Source organism: Streptomyces sp. NPDC050422, assembly GCF_044458665.1.
Classification (GTDB): domain Bacteria; phylum Actinomycetota; class Actinomycetes; order Streptomycetales; family Streptomycetaceae; genus Streptomyces.
This window is the reverse complement of record NZ_JBITIE010000012.1, coordinates 101231-119652: the sequence shown is the minus strand read 5'-3', so window position 1 is coordinate 119652 and position 18422 is coordinate 101231. Positions and strand designations below refer to the sequence as shown.

General features: G+C 71.3%; 17 protein-coding genes. 10 read left to right on the top strand and 7 right to left on the bottom strand.

What is annotated here, in order from left to right; translation table 11 throughout:
- Positions 1-19: 19 nt before the first annotated feature.
- Positions 20-682: an RDD family protein gene (locus tag ACIBJG_RS20365; RefSeq protein ID WP_399309045.1), complete on the bottom strand. Its 663-nt coding sequence runs from the start codon at positions 680-682 to the stop codon at positions 20-22.
- A gap of 125 nt (positions 683-807) precedes the next feature.
- Positions 808-2358, bottom strand: coding sequence for an RDD family protein (locus ACIBJG_RS20360; protein ID WP_399309043.1), 1551 nt, complete (start codon positions 2356-2358; stop codon positions 808-810).
- A gap of 245 nt (positions 2359-2603) precedes the next feature.
- Here ACIBJG_RS20360 and ACIBJG_RS20355 point away from each other — a divergent pair, with 245 nt between their 5' ends.
- Positions 2604-3080, top strand: coding sequence for an SsgA family sporulation/cell division regulator (locus ACIBJG_RS20355; RefSeq protein ID WP_399309041.1), 477 nt, complete (start codon positions 2604-2606; stop codon positions 3078-3080).
- Positions 3081-3108: 28 nt separating this feature from the next.
- Here the strand turns inward: ACIBJG_RS20355 and ACIBJG_RS20350 are convergent, their stop codons facing one another.
- Positions 3109-4476, bottom strand: coding sequence for an FAD-binding oxidoreductase (locus ACIBJG_RS20350; protein WP_399309040.1), 1368 nt, complete (start codon positions 4474-4476; stop codon positions 3109-3111).
- Between the two features lie 97 nt (positions 4477-4573).
- On the opposite strand from ACIBJG_RS20350, the gene ACIBJG_RS20345 reads away from it, so the two are divergent.
- Positions 4574-6298 carry a tetratricopeptide repeat protein gene (locus ACIBJG_RS20345; RefSeq protein ID WP_399309038.1) on the top strand — a complete coding sequence of 575 codons (1725 nt, stop codon included), beginning with the start codon at positions 4574-4576 and terminating at the stop codon, positions 6296-6298.
- Positions 6299-6385: 87 nt separating this feature from the next.
- Here the strand turns inward: ACIBJG_RS20345 and hppD are convergent, their stop codons facing one another.
- Positions 6386-7531: a 4-hydroxyphenylpyruvate dioxygenase gene (gene hppD, locus ACIBJG_RS20340; RefSeq protein ID WP_399309036.1), complete on the bottom strand. Its 1146-nt coding sequence runs from the start codon at positions 7529-7531 to the stop codon at positions 6386-6388.
- A gap of 134 nt (positions 7532-7665) precedes the next feature.
- Between hppD and ACIBJG_RS20335 the strand changes: the two genes are divergently transcribed.
- The 8 genes from ACIBJG_RS20335 (at position 7666) to ACIBJG_RS20300 (ending at position 14173) form a co-directional block, all read left to right on the top strand.
- Positions 7666-8139: an Lrp/AsnC family transcriptional regulator gene (locus ACIBJG_RS20335; protein WP_026241547.1), complete on the top strand. Its 474-nt coding sequence runs from the start codon at positions 7666-7668 to the stop codon at positions 8137-8139.
- A gap of 15 nt (positions 8140-8154) precedes the next feature.
- The gene (locus ACIBJG_RS20330) at positions 8155-8802 is read left to right on the top strand and encodes an ABC transporter permease (RefSeq protein ID WP_399309034.1); all 648 of its coding nucleotides are present in this window, start codon (positions 8155-8157) and stop codon (positions 8800-8802) included.
- Positions 8795-10057 carry an ABC transporter ATP-binding protein gene (locus tag ACIBJG_RS20325; protein WP_399309033.1) on the top strand — a complete coding sequence of 421 codons (1263 nt, stop codon included), beginning with the start codon at positions 8795-8797 and terminating at the stop codon, positions 10055-10057. The genes ACIBJG_RS20330 and ACIBJG_RS20325 overlap by 8 nt, the downstream gene beginning before the upstream one ends.
- Entirely contained in the window at positions 10054-10938 is an 885-nt protein-coding gene (locus ACIBJG_RS20320) for an ABC transporter permease (protein ID WP_399309031.1), read from the top strand. Before ACIBJG_RS20325 ends, ACIBJG_RS20320 begins: the two co-directional genes overlap by 4 nt.
- Positions 10935-11915, top strand: coding sequence for a glycine betaine ABC transporter substrate-binding protein (locus tag ACIBJG_RS20315; protein WP_399309029.1), 981 nt, complete (start codon positions 10935-10937; stop codon positions 11913-11915). Before ACIBJG_RS20320 ends, ACIBJG_RS20315 begins: the two co-directional genes overlap by 4 nt.
- Before the next feature lie 78 nt (positions 11916-11993).
- Positions 11994-12602, top strand: a complete 609-nt coding sequence (locus ACIBJG_RS20310) for an ArsR/SmtB family transcription factor (protein ID WP_399309027.1) — start codon at positions 11994-11996, stop codon at positions 12600-12602.
- Between the two features lie 15 nt (positions 12603-12617).
- Positions 12618-12821 carry a hypothetical protein gene (locus ACIBJG_RS20305; RefSeq protein ID WP_399309025.1) on the top strand — a complete coding sequence of 68 codons (204 nt, stop codon included), beginning with the start codon at positions 12618-12620 and terminating at the stop codon, positions 12819-12821.
- A 2-nt stretch (positions 12822-12823) separates the two neighbouring features.
- Positions 12824-14173, top strand: coding sequence for an MFS transporter (locus ACIBJG_RS20300; protein ID WP_399309023.1), 1350 nt, complete (start codon positions 12824-12826; stop codon positions 14171-14173).
- On the opposite strand, the gene ACIBJG_RS20295 is transcribed toward ACIBJG_RS20300, so the two are convergent.
- The 3 genes from ACIBJG_RS20295 to ACIBJG_RS20285 all read right to left on the bottom strand — a co-directional run bounded on the left by ACIBJG_RS20295 (position 14103) and on the right by ACIBJG_RS20285 (position 18373).
- The gene (locus ACIBJG_RS20295) at positions 14103-14891 is read right to left on the bottom strand and encodes a PDZ domain-containing protein (protein ID WP_399309022.1); all 789 of its coding nucleotides are present in this window, start codon (positions 14889-14891) and stop codon (positions 14103-14105) included. The genes ACIBJG_RS20300 and ACIBJG_RS20295 overlap by 71 nt on opposite strands.
- A 491-nt stretch (positions 14892-15382) precedes the next feature.
- Positions 15383-16024 carry an IclR family transcriptional regulator gene (locus tag ACIBJG_RS20290; protein WP_024489166.1) on the bottom strand — a complete coding sequence of 214 codons (642 nt, stop codon included), beginning with the start codon at positions 16022-16024 and terminating at the stop codon, positions 15383-15385.
- A gap of 336 nt (positions 16025-16360) precedes the next feature.
- Positions 16361-18373 carry a hypothetical protein gene (locus ACIBJG_RS20285; RefSeq protein ID WP_399309020.1) on the bottom strand — a complete coding sequence of 671 codons (2013 nt, stop codon included), beginning with the start codon at positions 18371-18373 and terminating at the stop codon, positions 16361-16363.
- Positions 18374-18422 lie beyond the last annotated feature (49 nt).

The window sequence follows — 18422 nt, the reverse complement described above, 5'->3', positions numbered from 1 at the left end:
ACGCCCTTCCGGCAGGCCGTCAGTTGGTGACCACCACCACCGTCTTGGCCGCCTTGTCCTGGAGCCCCTGCTTGTAGGGCTTGTCCGTGAACATCAGCACGATGTTGATCAGCCACCACAGGCACGGGCAGCACAGCAGCGCCGGCAGCCAGAGCACCACGGCCCGCAGGAACGCGCTGCCCGTGTCCGGCACCCTGCCGTCGTTGAGCATCGCGACGCGCAGCTTCAGCAGCCGCTTGCCCAGGGTGCGGCCGTCCTTGTGCGTGAAGTACGTGTCGTACGCGACGTAACACACCAGGCCGATCAGCGACCAGAGCAACTGATGTCCGCTGTAGGTCTGCGCGAAGATGTCGCTGACGTTGTCGTTGTTGTTGTTGCTGTCCGACATCTCGACCGCGCCGCCCCAGGGCAGTGAGATCAGGTACAGCGGGATCGAGATGATCAGGAAGTCGATCAGTCGGGCCAGGATCCGCTTGCCGGGCTCGGCGAGCGGCGGCATGCCCGCCAGCGGATCCGTTCCGCCGTACTGGCCCCCGCCGTACGGACCCGGATCGTACGGCGGCGGGGGCGGCGCGCTGCCGTAGGGGGAGCCCGATGACGGCGGCGGCTGCGACCCGGGCGGCTTCTTGGAGAACGGGTCGTCCTCGGGCGGCTGGCCGGACGTCGGCTGATCGTTGCTCATGCGGGCAGTGCACCCCGCCCCGGAGGCACCCGCAACGGCTCAGGTGCGTTCGGGGGAACGGGTCCGTCCGACGGCCCTCACCCGAAGGGCCGTCACCCGTGCGGGTCGCTCCCGGAGCCGGGCGCCTATCGGCCCGCGACGAAGGTGCGGGCGGCCTTGTCGTGCCAGCACTGGCGCCACGGCCGGTCGATCAGGCACCAGAGCACGTTGACCACGCCGATCACCAGGACGCCCAGCACGCCGTAGACCAGCCAGCGGCGCACGGCGGCGCCGAAGCCGGGCGCGTCGTGGGACTCGATGTCCCGTACGTCGAGGCCGCAGAGCTTCTTGCCGAGCGTACGGCCCCACTTCGCGGTCGGCAGCGCCTCCAGGAGGATGCCCAGCACCAGGAAGACGCCGAGGACCGCGCCGGCCAGGGAAGCCGTGGTGGAGTCCACCAGCCAGACCGTGACCGTCTCGCCCGACAGCTTGGCCGCGCCGATCTTCTCGTCGACGTGGTCCGCGGCCCGGGTCATGAGTGGCACGGCGACGGCGCCGACGAGCGCGCCGAGCACCACCGTGTCGATGAGCCGGGCGGCGAACCGCTTGCCGAGCGGTGCCGGGCGGGCAGCCGTCCGGGCCGCCGCGAGCTGCTGGAAGTGGTCGTCGACCGGGGGCTTCCAGGGGATGACGGGCTGGTCGGGCTGCGGTGCCTGCTGGGACTGCTGCGGGAACGCGGGCCGTTGCTGCTGCGCGGGTGGCTGCGGCTGCGGCGGGGCGGCCTGTTCGGGCCGGGCCAGCTGGTGGACCTGCTGCGCCCAGGAGGCGGAGCCGCCGCCGGGGCCGGGCGTGAGCGGGCTGTTGAGCGCCGCGGGGGCCGGTGAGGGCGCGGCGGGCTGCGGGGCGGGTGCGGGGGGCTGCACGGCGGGCGTGGAGGGCTGTGCGGCGGCAGGCTGCGGGGCGGCGGGCGCGGCCGGTGCGGTGCCGGGGCCGATCGCGCGGATCGTCATCGTGCCGTCGGCGGGCGGCTGCTGCGCGTCGCGCGGGCCCGGCGTCCGGCCGGCCGGTCCCACGGCGCGCATGGTGACGGTGCCGTCGCTGGGCGGGCGCGGCGTGTCACCGCTCCCGGCGCCGGGGCGGGCCGGGCGGCCGACCCGGATGGCGACGGTGTTCTCGGGTACCTGGCCGCCGCCGTCGCGCATGCCCGGCAGTGCGCCGCCGGTGGGGTCCGCGGGTGCGGGGCTGCGCGGGTCCGCGGGGGCCCGGTCGGAGGGGGCGGCGCCGGGGGAACCGGCCACGGGCGTCCGCGGGTCGGCCCCGTCCCTCCCGCCCTGCGGTTCGGGCTGTCCGCCCCAGGAGATCCGCCGGTCGCGCTCACCGCCGAAACCGGTCTGCCGGGAGGCGTCGGCCTGCCAGGCGGTGGCGGGTTCGGGGCGGTTCCCCTCGTACGGCTCGTCGTCGAAGAAGACCGGGCCGGTCTCGTCGACCGCGGCGGGGACGGGTGCGGGGAGGTGCGGTGCGGCCTCCTCCCCGGCGGGTGCGGTGGGCATGGGTTCGCCCTGCTGCGGGGCGGGCCGGCTGGTGCCGGGCACCCACGAAGCGCCGTTCCAGTACCGGACGTATCCGGGAATGGACGGGTCGGGGTAGTACCCCTCGCGGGGTCGGTCGTCACCGGGTGCCGGGGTTGGGGCGCTCATCACCGTGGTCCCGTATCTCTTCGAGGCTTGGGACCGGCCGGCGATCGGGGAGTGACCGGTCCTCATACAAGGGTCCACATCTACCAGACAGCCGCCTGTCACCGCGCCGGTCCGGGTGTTTGGGCCACTTTCCGGTCACCCCGAAATATTTTTCCCGAAGTCGCGTAATGGATGGCGGGGAGGGCGCTCTCTCCCTGTGCGGGCGGTCGTGCGACCGGCCCACAGGCATCGAAAGGACGCACCTCATGGACACCGTCGTGGAACGAGAGCTGGAGCTCAAGCTCGTCCTGTCGCCCGAGCGCAGCATCCCCGTGCCCGCTCGGCTGACGTATCGCACCGAGGACCCCTACGCCGTGCACATCACCTTCCACATCGGGTCGGACGCCCCCGTGCACTGGACGTTCGCCCGCGATCTGCTGGTCGAGGGGGTGTTCCGCCCGTGCGGGCACGGGGACGTGCGGATCTGGCCCACGAAGGTCGAAGGACGCAGCGTCATCTGCGTGGCGCTGACCTCGCCGGACGGCAACGCCCTGCTGGAGGTGCCGGCGCCCACGGTGGCCACCTGGGTGGAGCGGACGCTGCGGATCGTGCCGCCGGGTACGGAGTCCGAGCGGCTCGGTATCGACGAGGCGCTGGCCGAGCTGCTCGCGCCGCTGCCGGCCGACGACCTGTGGATGAGCGACCCGTGGCCGTCGGACGAGTCGCAGGACGGGGAGAGTTGAGAGGGCGGCCGGGGCTTCGGACGGCCTCTCAGAAGACCTTGCCCGGGTTGAGGAGGCCCAGCGGGTCGAAGGCCTGCTTGATGCCCCGGTGCAGTTCCACGCTCACTTCGCCGAGTTCCCGGGCGAGCCACTCCTTCTTGAGCACGCCCACGCCGTGTTCGCCAGTGATCGTGCCGCCGAGTTCGAGGCCGAGGGCCATGATCTCGTCGAAGGACTCGCGCGCCCGCCGGGACTCGTCGGCGTCGGTGTGGTCGAAGCAGACGACGGGGTGGGTGTTGCCGTCGCCCGCGTGCGCGCAGACGCCGATGGTGAGGTCGTACTTCTCGGCGACGGCCGCCGTGCCTTCGAGCATGGCGCCGAGCTGCGAGCGCGGTACACACACGTCGTCGATCATGGTCGCCGACTTGACGGTCTCCAGCGCGGTGAGCGACATCCGCCGGGCCTGGAGGAGCATTTCGGACTCGGCGGCGTCCTCGGCCGGGACGACCTCGGTGGCTCCGGCGGCGGTGCAGAGCTCGGCGACGGCGGCGAGATCGGCTGTGGGGTCGGGAGTGTCGAAGGCGGCGAGCAGGAGGGCTTCGGTGGAGTCGGGGAGGCCCATGTTCGCCATCTTGTTGACCGCGCGGACTGTTGTGCGGTCCATCAGTTCGAGGAGTGACGGTGTGTGACCGCGTTCCATGATGCGGCAGACGGCGTCGCAGGCGCTCGCCGCGCTGGGGAACTCGGCGGCCAGGACGAGTTGCTGCGGCGGCTGCGGCTTGAGCGCGAGCACGGCCTTGACGACGATGCCGAGGCTGCCCTCCGAGCCGACGAAGAGCCGGGTGAGGTCGTATCCGGCGACGCCCTTGGCGGTGCGGCGGCCGGTGGTGAGCAGGCGTCCGTCGGCGAGGACGACGTCGAGGCCCAGGACGTATTCGGCGGTGACCCCGTACTTCACGCAGCACAGCCCGCCGGACGCGGTGCCGATGTTGCCGCCGATGGTGCACATCTCCCAACTGGAGGGGTCCGGCGGGTAGTACAGCCCGCGCTCGTTGACCGCCCTGGAGAGAACGGCGTTGATGACGCCCGGTTCCACCACGGCGATGCGGTCGACGGGGCTGATCTCCAGGATCCGGTCCATCTTGACCAGGGAGAGCACGACGCAGCCGTCCGAGGCGTTGGCCGCGCCCGACAGGCCCGTGCGGGCGCCCTGGGGGACGACCGGGACGCGCAGCGCGGTGGCGGTGCGCATGATGTGCTGGACCTGCTCGACGGTGCGGGGCAGCGTGACGACGGCGGGGGTGCCGGCTTCGCAGAAGCTCGCCATGTCGTTGGCGTAGGAGGCGGTGACGTCCGGGTCGGTGATCAGGGCTTCGGCCGGCAGGCCCGCGCGCAGAAGTTCGAGGAGATCATCCATGATCCAAGACTGGCACCCGGGCCCATTGGTGTGAACCCGTATGCGGCAGCGTTCGTAAGGCGTGGTGTGATCTTCGTACTGACGCAGAGTGATCGTCATGGACGACACGTCACGGCAGACCCCGATGGCCCCCGGGCCGGACCATGACCTCGAGACTCCCCCCGCCGCCCCCTACGAGTCCCCGCCCGACCCCGCGTCCCTGGCCGAGCCGCCGCCCGCCTCGCTGCGCACGACGCTGCGCAGGGCCGCGTTCGGGGTGGTGGCCGGGGCGGTGCTGGTGACGGGTGCGGTGGTCGCGGTGCCCGACGAGGACCAGGACGCGGCGCCGCCCGTGCCGGGACCGGTCTCGCGGGCGATGAGCGCGACGGCCGCGGGCTCCCCCGCCTCGCTCTCCGATCTGACGGCGCTCATCGGGGAGCGGCAGAAGTGGGTGGGCACGCATCCCTCGGATGCGCAGTCGTGGGCGGTGCTCGGGTCGGCGTACGTGGAGTGGGGCCGGCGGGCGTCGGACGCGGCGTACTACACCCGGGCCGAGCAGGCGCTGAAGCGGTCCCTGGACGTGCGGCCGGGTGAGCGGGGGAACGAGGCCGCCTGGGTGGGCCTCGCCTCGCTCGCCAACGCCCGGCACGACTTCGTGACAGCGAAGAAGTGGGGCGAGACGGTACGGTCCCGGCAGCCCAAGCAGTGGGCCGTGTACCCGGAACTGGTCGACGCGTACAACGGCCTGGGCGACTACAAGTCGGCGACGACGGCGGTGGAGAAGTACGCCGCGCTGCGGTCCGGTGTGCCGTCGCTGGGGCTGACGGCGCAGATGTACCGGGACCGGGGCTGGCGCGAGGACGCGCTGGCCACCGCGCAGGACGCCGCGAACCGGGCGAAGACGCCCGCGGAGAAGGCCGCCTGCCTGTCCAGGCTGGGCGATCTCGCCTGGGAGCGGGGTGAGCCGAAGGAGGCGGTGGCCCAGTACGGGGCCGCGCTGCGCACCGACCCCGCCCATCACCCGTCCTTCGCCGGCCGGGCCCGTGCGCTGGCGGCCCTGGGACGCACCGACGAGGCCCAGCGCGACTACCAGGCGGCGCTGAAGAAGTCGCCGCGCCCGGCCTATCTTCTGGAGCTGGGTGAGCTGTACGAGTCGCTCGGCCTGGACGGCGACTCGGTCAACCAGTACACGAAGCTGCGCCGGGCCCTGGCCGGCGGGAAGGCGCGGGGTGTGGACGAATCCCTGCTCCTGGGCCGCTTCGAGGCCGCCCACGGCGACGCGGCCGCGGCGGTGGAGCTGCTGCGGGCGGAGTGGGGCCGCGGCCATCACAGCGCGGCGGTGGCCGATGCGCTGGGCTGGGCGCTGCACCGCTCGGGCGATCCGGACTCGGCGCTGGAGTACGCGGAGCGGGCGGTCGAATCGGGCGGTCAGAACGCGTCGTACGCGTATCACCTGGGCATGGTCCAGCGGGCGTTGAACGACTTCGGCCCGGCCCGCCGCCATCTGGAGGAGGCGCTGCGCACCAATCCGCAGTTCTCGCCGCTGGACGCGCCTCGGGCCCAGGAGGCGCTGGACACGCTGGGGCTGCCGCCGGCCGGCGGTCCGCAGGACATGCAGCCGGCCGCGCCGCCGGCTCCGGAGCCGTCGCAGGCGTCGTCGCCGGCCGCCGATCCGGAACCCGCTCCGGCTCCGCCGGACGGGGAGCCCGCGCAGATTCCCGGTGAGGCGCCGGCCCCGGCGGCCGGTGCTCCGGGGCAGCGGGCGAAGCCGAGCGCGCCGAAGGCCGCCGCCGCGCATACCTCGGTCGAGCCGTCTGCCCCGCAGTCACCGGCGGGGCACTGACGCCCGTACCTCACAACGGGACAGGGCGGGCCGGTGGTCACCGGCCCGCCCTGTCCCGTGTCGCCGTGTCCCCTTGTCCTCAGTGGATCAGAGGTTGCCGCGCTTCTCCTGCTCGCGCTCGATCGCCTGGAAGAGGGCCTTGAAGTTGCCCTTGCCGAAGCCCATCGAGCCGTGGCGCTCGATCATCTCGAAGAAGACGGTCGGCCGGTCCTGGACCGGCTTGGTGAAGATCTGCAGCAGATAGCCGTCCTCGTCGCGGTCGACGAGGATCTTCAGCTCGCGCAGAGTTTCCACGGGCACCCGGGTCTCGCCCGCCCACTCGCCGAGGGTGTCGTAGTAGGAGTCCGGGGTGTCGAGGAACTGGACACCGGCGGCGCGCATCGCGCGCACGGAGGCGACGATGTCGTTGGTGGCGAGCGCGATGTGCTGGACGCCGGCGCCGCCGTAGAACTCCAGGTACTCGTCGATCTGGGACTTCTTCTTCGCGACGGCCGGCTCGTTGATCGGGAACTTGACCTTGAGCGTGCCGTCGGCGACGACCTTGGACATGAGCGCGGAGTACTCGGTGGCGATGTCGTCGCCCACGAACTCCTTCATGTTGGTGAAGCCCATGACCTTGTTGTAGAAGGCGACCCACTCGTTCATCCGGCCGAGCTCGACGTTGCCGACGCAGTGGTCGATGGCCTGGAAGAACCGCTTGGCCGGGGGCTCGACGACCGGGTCGGCGGCGGCGAAGCCGGGGAGGTAGGGGCCTTCGTAGCCGGTGCGCTCGACGAGGGTGTGGCGGGTCTTGCCGTACGTGGCGATGGCGGCCAGGACGACGGTGCCGTGCTCGTCCTTCACCTCATGCGGCTCGGTGAGGCCGAGGGCGCCGTGCTCGACGGCGTAGGCGTACGCGGCGCGGGCGTCGGGAACCTCGATGGCCAGGTCCACGACGCCGTCGCCGTGCTCGGCCACGTGGTCGGCGAGGAAGCGGCCGTGGTCCGTGGACGCCTTGATGACGGAGGTGAACACGAAGCGCGCGGAGCCGTTGGTGAGGACGTAACTGGCGGTCTCGCGGCTGCCGTTCTCCGGTCCGGAGTAGGCGACCAGCTTCATGCCGAAGGCCGTCGAGTAGTAGTGCGCGGCCTGCTTGGCGTTGCCGACGGCGAAGACGACGGCGTCCATTCCCTTGACCGGGAAGGGATCGGCCTGCCGCGCTGTCCCGGGGGTGCTGTGCATCGTCTCAGTCATGTCCGAAGGTTCCCGCCGCTTCGCAAGGTGCGCAACAGTTCGCGAATCCACTGGTCAATCTGTGCAGCGCATCGCCATGATGGGCGGGCTATCTGTACATGATGACCATCACACCGACACCCCGGAGGCCGGCCGTGGCAATCGATCATCTGGACGGGCGGCTCATCGTCCTGCTGGCGCGCGAGCCGCGGATCGGGGTCCTGGAGGCGTCGCGCCGGCTCGGCGTGGCGCGCGGCACGGTCCAGGCGCGCCTGGACCGCCTTCAGTCGAATGGCGTCATCCGCGGCTTCGGCCCCGACGTCGACCCGGCGGCCCTCGGATATCCGGTGACCGCGTTCGCGACGCTGGAGATCAAGCAGGGTCAAGGCGCCGACGTACGGGCGCACTTGGGCGGCGTGCCGGAGGTTCTGGAGCTGCACACGACCACCGGGCACGGGGACATGTTCTGCCGGCTCGTGGCCCGTTCCAACGCCGATCTCCAGCGGGTGATCGACCGGGTTGTCGGATTTGATGGCATTGTCCGGGCCTCCACGGCCATCGTCATGGAGAACCCCGTACCCCTGCGCATCATCCCGCTCGTCGAGCAGGCCGCACAGGACACCGACTGAGCCGAGGAGTGACGTGTGAGCTTCTGGGAGTACCTCGGGAACCGGCACCAGCAGTTGCTCACCGACGCGTTCCAGCATGCCAGCGCCGTCTTCCAGTGCATGGTCATCGCCACCGTGCTCGGCGTCCTGATCGGGGTGGTCAGCTATCGCAGCGGCTGGGGGTCCTCGGTGGCGATCACCTCGACGGCGACCGTCCTGACCATTCCGTCCCTCGCCGCGATCGGTCTGCTGATCCCGCTGGTCGGACTCGGGGTGGCGCCGACGGTGATCACCCTGACGCTGTACGGGCTGCTGCCGATCGTCCGTAACGCCATCGTCGGCCTGCGCGGCGTCGATCCGTCGCTCGTGGACGCGGCGAAGGGCATCGGGATGTCGCGGACGGCCCGGCTCTGCAAGGTGGAACTGCCGCTCGCCTGGCCGCCGATCCTCACCGGGATCCGGGTCTCCACCCAGATGCTGATGGGGATCGCCGCCATCGCCGCGTACGCCTCCGGACCCGGTCTCGGCAACGAGATCTTTCGCGGCATCGCCTCGCTGGGCAGCGCCAACGCCATCAACCAGGTACTCGCGGGCACGCTCGGCATCGTCGTCCTCGCCCTGCTCTTCGACGCCGCCTACGTCCTGCTGGGACGGCTCACCATCCCGAGGGGGATCCGTGTCTGAGACCACGGCACCGGCCGGACCGGAACCGGCCGTCAACGCCACCTCCGGCGCCACCATCCAGCTGGAGGAGCTGACCAAGCTCTACCCGGGCAATCCCAGCCCGGCCGTGGAGAACGTGTCGATGGACATCAAGGCGGGCGAGACCGTCATCTTCGTGGGCCCGTCCGGCTGCGGGAAGTCGACCACCCTGAAGATGATCAACCGGCTGATCGAGCCGACCTCCGGCCGGATCAGGATCGGCGACGAGGACGTCACCGACATCGATCCGGTGAAGCTGCGGCGCAAGATCGGTTACGCGATCCAGTCGTCCGGGCTCTTCCCGCACATGACGGTCGCCGAGAACATTGCCCTCGTACCGAAGATGGTGGGCTGGTCGAAGTCGAAGGTGAAGGACCGGGTCGAGGAGATGCTCGATCTGGTCGGCCTGGACCCGCGCGAGTTCCACGGCCGCTATCCGCGCGCGCTCTCCGGCGGTCAGCAGCAACGCGTGGGTGTGGCACGCGCGCTGGCCGCCGATCCGCCGGTGCTGCTGATGGACGAACCGTTCGGCGCGGTCGACCCGATCACCCGTGACCACCTCCAGGACGAGCTGATCCGCCTCCAGCACGAACTGCACAAGACGATCGTCTTCGTCACCCACGACTTCGACGAGGCGATCAAGCTGGGCGACCGGATCGCCGTGTTGCGCGAGCACTCGCACATCGCGCAGTTCGACACCCCGGAGGCCATCCTCACCAATCCGACGGACGACTTCGTCTCGGGCTTCGTCGGGGCCGGCGCGGCGCTGAAGCGGCTCAACCTCACCCGCGTGCGGGACGTGGAGATCGCCGAGTTCCCGACGGTGACGGTCGACGACCCGCTCCAGTCCATCTTCAACAAGCTGCGCAGCGGACCCCACAACGAGCTGCTGATGCTGGACCGCAGGAACCGCCCGTACAAGTGGCTGCGGCGCGGCGATCTGATGCGGGCCCGCGGTTCGCTGGCGCGGGCCGGGCAGCTGGTGCACGACACGGTGACCAGGGACGCGACGCTGCACGACGCGCTGGAGGCGGTGCTGACCGACAGCGGCGGGCGGGTCGCGGTGACGGGGCGGCGCGGCGAGTTCATCGGAGTCGTCGACATGACCACGCTGATGAACTCCGTGCAGGAGCTCCTGGAGGCCGACCGGCTCACCGCCATCGAGCACCAGCACGACCTGGAGGAGCTGCGCACCCACCAGACCGTCCAGGAGCTGGAGGGCGGTGCGGGCGCATGACTCCCAGTTCTCCGTCCGGCCCCCGCTCCAGCGGGCCGCTCCCCTCCTCCGGCCGGGACCGGCCGCCGGGCGAGCACGACGTCAAGGGCCTCGCCTTCCATGACGAGGAGGAGGAACCCGCCCCGCCGCCGGCCGGTCCCCCGCGGCGCCTCACGTGGCGCAAGCTCGTGCTGGTGCCGGCGGCGCTCGCGGTGGTGCTGGTCATCACGTACGTGTGGATCACGAACGTCGACCTCGACTCGATCGCGGAGAACTCCCTGGCCGGTGACACGGTCCAGCTGCGGTGGTGGCAGCACGTCAGACTGACGGCCATCTCGACGTTCTGGGTGCTGATCATCGCCATTCCGCTGGGGATCGCGTTGACCCGGCGCGGTCTGAGCAAGGCCGCACCGCTCGTCACCGCGATCGCCAACATCGGACAGGCGACGCCGGCGATCGGTCTGCTGGCGCTGCTGGTGATCTGGCTGGGCATCGGCCCGTCCACGGCGATCACCGGCATGGTGATCTACGCGGTGCTGCCGGTGCTCTCCAACACGGTGGCCGGACTGAAAGCGATCGAACCGACGCTGGTGGAGGCCTCGCGCGGCATCGGCATGTCGGCGATGGGGACGCTGCGGAAGGTCGAACTCCCCCTCGCCGTCCCGCTGATCCTGGCCGGCGTACGGACGGCACTGGTGCTGAACGTGGGCACGGCGACCCTGGCGACGTTCGGCGGCGGTGGCGGGCTCGGTGACCTGATCACGTCCGGCATCCAGACGCAGCGCATGCCGGTCCTGGTTCTCGGTTCCGTGCTGACGGTGGTGCTGGCGCTGCTGGTGGACTGGCTGGCCTCGCTGGTCGAGGTGGCGCTTACGCCGCGCGGACTGGAGGTGGAGCAATGAGGACGCGCCGAGTGCGTACGGTGCTGGCGGGCGCCGCCGCCCTGGCCCTCGCGCTGGCGGGGTGCGGGCTGAAGAGCGGCTCGCCGATGGTGGACGACGTGGTGCCGGGGTCGGTCGGACGGGGGCAGCCGCTGGACGGCGCCTCGCTGACCGTCACCTCGAAGAACTTCAGCGAGAACATCATCCTGGGCCAGATGATCGGCCTGATCTTCAAGGCCGCGGGGGCGGAGGTCCTGGACCGGACGAATCTGCCCGGCTCGATCAGCGCCCGTGAGGCGATCGCCCAGGGCGACGCCGACGCGATGTACGAGTACACGGGCACCGGCTGGATCACGTACCTGGGTCACGCCAAGCCGATCACCGACCCGCTGAAGCAGTGGGAGGCGGTGCGCGCCGAGGACCGGAAGAACGGGGTGACGTGGCTGCCGCAGTCCACCCTGAACAACACCTACGCGCTCGCCATCAGCAAGAAGAACAACGCGAAGTACCACCTGAAGACGCTGTCCGACGTGGCCGCGCTGTCGAAGAAGAACCCCTCGGCGGTGACGATCTGCGTGGAGAACGAGTTCGCCTCGCGCAACGACGGGCTGCCCGGGATGGAGAAGGCGTACGGGATGTCGATCCCGGCCGCCAACATCAAGAAGATGGACGCGGGCATCGTCTACACCCAGGTGTCGAAGTCCGACTCCTGCCTGCTGGGCGAGGTGTTCACCACGGACGGGCGCATCAAGGCGATGAACCTGGACGTGCTGGTGGACAACAAGCACTTCTTCCCCAACTACAACGCGGCGCCGGTCGTCCACACCGCGACCTTCGACAAGTACCCGGTGATCGCCGCCCTGTTGGACCCGCTCAGCGCGCGGCTGACCACGGAGGTCGCGCAGGTGCTGAACGCCAAGGTGGACGTCGAGGGCGAGGACCCGCACGAGGTGGCGAAGGACTGGCTGATCCAGGAGGGGTTCATCAAGGAGGGGTGACCGGGAGCCCCCGAAGTTACAAAGAAGATGTTGCAAAGGTCTGTTGCAAAGACAGCTTTGCAACTCTATGGTTGGGGCATGCCAAAGAAGGACACCGACGACAGAACCGCCACCGCACCGGACCCGAAGGTCCGCAGCATCGACGCCCGCTCCCTGCGGGGGCTCGCCCACCCGCTGCGCATGCGCCTGCTCGGCTCCCTGCGCGAGTTCGGACCCGCCACCGCGTCGGGCCTCGCCGACCGGCTCGGCGAGTCCAGCGGCGCCACCAGCTACCACCTGCGCCAGCTGGCCGCGTACGGCTTCGTCGAGGACGACCCGTCGCTCGGCAAGGGACGTGAACGCTGGTGGCGGGCCGTGCACGCCGGCTCCGAGTTCGGCCCCGAGTTCCTGTACGACCCCGACCCCGAGATCCGCGGCGCCATGGGCGTCGTACTCCACGAGGTCGCGACGGCGCACGCGCAGGAGCTGAACACCTGGCTCGGCACGATGCACGAGTGGCCCCGGGAGTGGTACGAGGGCTCGGACCTCAGCGACTTCAAGGTGCGGCTCACCCCCGAGCTCTCCAGGGAACTCTCCGACAAGATCCACGAGTTGGTCAACAGCTACCGAGGTCGCGTCCCCGAGGACACCGAGGGATCCGCCGTCGTCCGCACCCATCTGCACGTCTTCCCGCGCCCCACCGACTGAAGGGACCACCACGCCATGCATCCCGAGACGCACCTTGAGCTGCACCGCATCCGTTCCGCCGAACTGCGCGACCAGGCAGCCGAGTTCCACCTGGCACACCGTTGCGCCGCCCCGCGCAGGGACCTGCGGACCCGGCTGGGCTGGACCATGATCGAACTGGGCCTGCGCGTCATACCGGCGCGGACCACCGTGCCGCCGCGCGCACCTCGCATGGCGTAGCCGTGGACGGGGGGAAGAACAACACGCCCGGCCGGCTGCCGCTCGTCTCCGTACTGGCAGCCAACTCCATCTCGACAGCGGGAACTTCACTCACACTGATCGGCGTCCCGTGGTTCGTCCTCGAAACCACCGGAAGCGCGGGCAGGGCCGGGTTCGTCGCCTTCTGCGCGACCCTGCCTATCGTCGTCTCCGCACTGATCGGCGGGCCCGTCATCGACCGGATCGGCCGGCGCCGGGTCTCCATCGCCTCCGACACGGTGTGCGGACTCGCCGTCGCCGCCGTCCCGTTGCTGCACTACGCCGACGCCCTCGCCTTCTGGATGCTCTGCGCCCTGATGGCGCTGGGCGGGCTCGCCCACATCCCCGGCAACACCGCGCGCTACGTCCTCGTACCCGACCTGGCCGAGCACGCCGGCACCACGCTCGCCCGCGCCGCCAGCCTCTTCGACGCGGTGTCGCGCGGCGCCCGGATGGTCGGGGCGGCACTGGCCGGCGTGCTGATCTCGCTGGTCGGCGCGGAGACCGTGCTGCTGCTGGACGCGGCGACGTTCCTGGCCTCGGCCGCACTGGTGGCGGCGGGGGTACGGGGCGTGCGCGCGGCCGAACCGCTGAAGGCCGCGGCGCCGGTCTCGCTGCGCACCTACCGGCACGAACTGCGTGAGGGTTACGCCTACTTGTTCGGGAACCGGCTGCTGCTGGGCGTCGTCGTGATGGTCCTGTTCATGAACGGCACCGACCAGGGCTGGAACGCCGTCCTGCTCCCGGTCCACGCCTCCGCCGAACTGGGCGGGGCGCGCGACCTCGGGCTGCTCACCGCGCTGTTCGGGGCGGGCGGCCTGACCGGGGCGCTGCTGTACGGGGCGGTGGGGCACCGCTGCTCACGGCGGGCCGTCTTCACCGTGTGCGTGGTGCTGTGCGGGGCGCCACGATTCCTCGTCGCCGCCCTTACCGGTACGACGCTCCCCCTCGCCGTCACGATGGTGCTGAGCGGGATCGCGGGCGGGGCCCTGAACCCGATCCTGACGACCGTGATCTACGGGAGCGTGCCCGACGCCCTGCGCAGCCGGGTCTCCGGGGCGGTCACCGCCGGGTGCGAGCTGGCCATGCCGGTGGGCGGGCTGGCGGCCGGCCTGCTGGTGGAGAGCGCGGGCGCCTCGGGGGCGCTGCTGGCGATGGGGGCGGTCTACCTGATCGCGACGCTGAGCCCGCTGGTCTTCCCGGCCTGGCGGGCGATGGACGACCCGCTCCCCGGGGAGACCGACGGCCGTGCGGCGGACCCGGTCAGCAGCCCGGGACCTTCCCGCCGTGGTCCAGTGCCCGCAGCGAATCCACCGCGCCCTTCAGAGTCGTGACCGGGATCAGCCGGAGCCCCTTCGGCAGCTCGGACTTCGCCTCCTTGCACTCGGCCTTCGGTACGAGGAAGACGGTCGCCCCGTCCCGCCGGGCCGCCTGCGTCTTGAGCGAGACGCCGCCGACCGCGCCGACGTCGCCGTCCGCCTCGATGGTGCCCGTACCGGCGACGGTGCGGCCGCCGGTGAGATCACCGCCGGAGCCGTCGCCGTCGAGCTTGTCGACGATGCCGAGCGCGAAGAACAGGCCGGCGCTGGGGCCGCCCACGTCGGCGAGGTGCAGGGTCACGTCGACCGAGCCGGGCTTCTTGCCGAGGTAGTTCAGAGCGGCGTCGACGGCGGAGTCCTGCGACTTCGTCATGTCGTCGAGGTTGTGCTTCTCGATCTCCTTCTCGGAGCCGCCTGAGGGGTAGACGGAGTCGCGCGGCATGACCGCCCGGTCCGTACGGAACCAGCTGTCGATCACGTCACCGACCCCGACATCGGCGCTGGGCCCGGTGGCCACGATCGTCGTCATCCGCAGCTGGCCCTTGGTGGGCCGGGTGGGGGTTCCCTCGATGCTGATCACCGGGGTGCCGTGGTCGTCGCCGAGCACGTTCGCCGTCGTCCCCGGCTGCGCCAGCGTGAACGGCAGCGGCGCGAAGGCGGCGACACCGAAGAGGGCGAGGACGGGGAGGGCGCACAGGGCGAGGGTGCGGGGGCGCGAGCGACGTGTGAACACGCACCCAATCTAACGGGCGCCCACGCCTGGAGGTCTCGGCCCCACGATCTCCGTGGGGTGCGCCTCTGTCCGGTGGGTGGGGGTGGGGGCCCTCCGGGGAGACTCCTCAAAAATGGCGTGTTCACCCGACAACGGACAGATACCCGGGTCGTACGCCATTTTCTGCGGGGACTCCCCTGCACGCCCCCACCCACTCCCACCTGCGTCTGCACACCGGCCATACAACCGCCGCAGACGCGGGACGGCCGGGTCCGGGGGCGTGCAGGGGAGTCCCCGCAGGACGACGAACACCGACCCGGGTCCGCTGCGTACCCGCCGAACGTTCGTCGTCCGAGGAGACGCCCCGGAGGGACCCCGGACCCCCACCACCGGGGAACCGCGCCTCCGCAACGCGGAGCACCCGCACCAACCAGCCCGTCCGGCAATTGAGGACGGAACCGGTCCGCCGGAGCAACCCGCACCAAGGACCTGGCCAGCCCAAGCGCCCCGCGCTAGCGAAGCGCGTCCGCGACCTCGCGGGCCGCGTCCACCACCCGTGGCCCCACCCGCTCGGGAACCGCGTCCGCGAGCATCACCACACCGACGCTGCCCTCGACCCCCGTCACCCCCATCAGCGCGGCCGCGGCCCCGCTCGCCCCCGCTTCGAGCTCTCCGTGGGTGAGCGTGAACGCCGTCTCCCCCACCGGCTTCTGCCGGGCGGCAAGGATCGCCCGCCCCGCGGCGCCCCGGTCGAGCGGGTGACGGAACCCGGCCCGGTAGGCCACGTGGTAGTCCGTCCAGGTCGGCTCGACGACCGCGACAGCGAGCGCGTCCGTGCCGTCGACCAGCGTGAGGTGGGCGGTGGCCCCGATGTCCTCGGCCAGGGAGCGCAGCGCGGGCAGCGCGGCCTCCCGGACGAGCGGGTGGACCTGGCGGCCCAGGCGCAGCACGCCCAGCCCGACTCTCGCCCGGCCGCCCAGGTCGCGGCGGATCAGGGTGTGTTGTTCCAGGGTGGCGAGCAGACGGTAGACCACGGTGCGGTTGACGCCGAGTTTGTTGGACAACTCGGTGACCGTCAGGCCGTGGTCGGTGTCGGCGAGCAGTTTGAGGACACGCAGTCCTCGGTCGAGCGTCTGGGAGGTCTCCGCGGTCACGACGCCCTCTCCTCTTTGGTGAGCGGCGGCGGCTGTTCCCACGGGATGTGCGCCACCGGTCCCAGCGGCGACGCACGGAGAGGCCGCCGGCCTGGCCAAGGCACCGGCTGCGCTCCGCGGCGGCATTGCCACGGGGCGTTCACATTTTGGGGACAGTAGCGAGCCAGTCCGCTCAGCGGAAGACCTCGTCCAGAATCCGGGCGCTCAGGAAAACGCGCTTGTGCCGGAATCACATAAGCGCCGGTCAGCGGGGGGTCGGCCGAACAGCGCGGATCTACGCGCGTCCATGTCGGCCGACTCCCCCGCGACGCTCCGTACACCGGAGGTGAACCGGCGTTAACTCACTGTGAACAATTGCTGCACAGTTTTTCCGTTCACGAGTACCTCGCAGGCCCTGATCGCCTTCGTCGCCGGGTCCCGGACGGTGAAGTTGAGGGCGAACGTGCCGTCGAGTCCGATGACCCGGGTGACGTAGGAGTCGGAGGTCTGCTTCCCGTCCGCGGCGCGTCCGGTGACGGAGACCGTGGCGACGGGGGCGAAGCCCCGCCCGGCCACCTGGACCACCGTGCCGGGCGGTCCCTCGGGCGGCGAGAGAGCGAAGGAGGCCCCGGCCGGGGCGGTGCCGTCCTGGACGGTGAAGGCGGCTGTCTCCGTACGCGGGTTGACGAGGACCTCGCGCACCCGGAGGGCGACGGTGTCGGCCGCGTTGACGGTGAAGGTCTGCGAGAACGCCCCGTCGAGGCCGACCACCTTGGTCCGCACCGAGTCGGAGGTCTGCGAACCGTCCGCCCGCAGCCCGACGATCGACACGGTCGCCACCTTCGCGAAGCCCTGGCCGAGCACGGTGACCGCGGTGCCCTTCGGTCCGGACGCCGGGGTGAGGATGATGAAGGTCGGGGCGACGGTCAGCTCGGTGAGCGCCTGCTGTCCGCCTGCGGTGACCTGGAGTGCGTAGACGCCGCGGGCGGTGGATCCGGCGGCCGTGACCGTACCGGCGAGAGTGCCGTCGGCGGCGATCCGCAGGGTGGAACCGCTGATGCCGGCGGCGTTGCAGCCGGTGCCGTCGGCGGCGCACAGGGCGGCGGAGGGGGTGGCGCCGGAGGGCCAGCCGTCACCGGAGACGGCGATCGAGCCGCCCGGTTTGACCTTGGCGGTGCCCGCGGAGAGCGTCGCGGTGGCCTCGGTGACGGTGAACGGCGTGGTCAGTACGGTAGCCGGGTCGTTGCCCTCGTCGACCTGGATCGAGGCGATCGCCGGATCCGAGACGGTGAAGTCGACGGAGAACGTGCCCTCGGGCCCGCTCTTCACGTAGACGGCCGTGTCGTCGAGCGTCGCGCCGCTCGCGTCGAGACCGACGGTGTTGATCCACCGGTCCTGGTAGTAGTCGCTGCCGGTGACGGTGATGACGCTGCCGACCGGGCCACTGCCCCGGGACAGGGCGATCGCGCGGGGGCCGTCGGGCACGAATGCCTGGACGGTCAGGGGCGCGGTCGCCTCCTTCGTACCGTCGCCGACCTTCACGAGGTACGAGCCGTCCGGCACCGTCCCGGCCGCGGCGAGCACGGCGCTGCCGGTGAGCTGCCCGGAGGAGTTGATCGCGAGGGAGCTGCTCGCGAACTTCCCGGCGTCGCAGCCGCCACCGTCCACCGCGCAGAGCGAGGGCACGGGGGTGGCGCCGACGGTCCAGCGGCTGCCCGACAGGGCGACCGCGGTGGACGGCCTGACCGCTGTGGTGGGGGCGATGAGGGTGGCCGGCTGGCCGGCGCTGCCCTCGGCCGTCACGGTGCCGATGGAGCCGCCGCCCGCGGTGATCTCACAGGTGGTCGTGTAGTTGGAGCCGAGCACCTTCGTGCGGGTGATGTTGCGCAGCGGGGTGAAGGTGATCGGACCGCTCGCGTTGGCGGGGATGAGGAAGTCCCCTTCGTACGGCGGGATCTCGATCGGCTGCCCGGACGGGACGTCGAGGCTGACCTCGGGCCCGGTGACGGTGACCGTGCCGGTGGCGCCGCCGGACATGGCGAGGTCGACGCTCGGGGTGGTGGGGACGTCGTTGAGGCCGATTCCGCTGGTGGCGGGGGACGGGCCGAGCGTCACCTTGGCGTGCACCTTGCCGCCCGGGTCGACGACATCGGGCGTCAGTTCGACGTCGAACTGCTGCGGCCCGGTCGCCTCGCCCTGACCGGCGGGCAGGACGCAGTGGACGGTCGGGGTGATGGTGCCGGCGTGGGCGAGGGGGGCGAGCGCGACGGTTCCGCCGGTCCAGGCGAGTACGGCTCCGGCACCGAGGGCGACGGCGCGGCGCCATGCCGGGCGGCCCGGTCTTCCGGTGGGTCTGCGATGCGCGAACATGCGGCTCCTCCAAAGGAAACGGAATGCGACTGATCCGAATGCGGAATGG

Bases quoted from the DNA above. Each gene is read 5' to 3' on its own strand.
- ACIBJG_RS20285 (WP_399309020.1), bottom strand. From the start codon at position 18,373: ATGTTCGCGCATCGCAGACCCACCGGAAGACCGGGCCGCCCGGCATGG.
- ACIBJG_RS20355 (WP_399309041.1), top strand. From the start codon at position 2,604: ATGGACACCGTCGTGGAACGAGAGCTGGAGCTCAAGCTCGTCCTGTCG.
- ACIBJG_RS20365 (WP_399309045.1), bottom strand. From the start codon at position 682: ATGAGCAACGATCAGCCGACGTCCGGCCAGCCGCCCGAGGACGACCCG.
- hppD (WP_399309036.1), bottom strand. From the start codon at position 7,531: ATGACTGAGACGATGCACAGCACCCCCGGGACAGCGCGGCAGGCCGAT.
- ACIBJG_RS20315 (WP_399309029.1), top strand. From the start codon at position 10,935: ATGAGGACGCGCCGAGTGCGTACGGTGCTGGCGGGCGCCGCCGCCCTG.
- ACIBJG_RS20345 (WP_399309038.1), top strand. From the start codon at position 4,574: ATGGACGACACGTCACGGCAGACCCCGATGGCCCCCGGGCCGGACCAT.
- ACIBJG_RS20320 (WP_399309031.1), top strand. From the start codon at position 10,054: ATGACTCCCAGTTCTCCGTCCGGCCCCCGCTCCAGCGGGCCGCTCCCC.
- ACIBJG_RS20360 (WP_399309043.1), bottom strand. From the start codon at position 2,358: ATGAGCGCCCCAACCCCGGCACCCGGTGACGACCGACCCCGCGAGGGG.
- ACIBJG_RS20305 (WP_399309025.1), top strand. From the start codon at position 12,618: ATGCATCCCGAGACGCACCTTGAGCTGCACCGCATCCGTTCCGCCGAA.
- ACIBJG_RS20350 (WP_399309040.1), bottom strand. From the start codon at position 4,476: ATGGATGATCTCCTCGAACTTCTGCGCGCGGGCCTGCCGGCCGAAGCC.
- ACIBJG_RS20310 (WP_399309027.1), top strand. From the start codon at position 11,994: ATGCCAAAGAAGGACACCGACGACAGAACCGCCACCGCACCGGACCCG.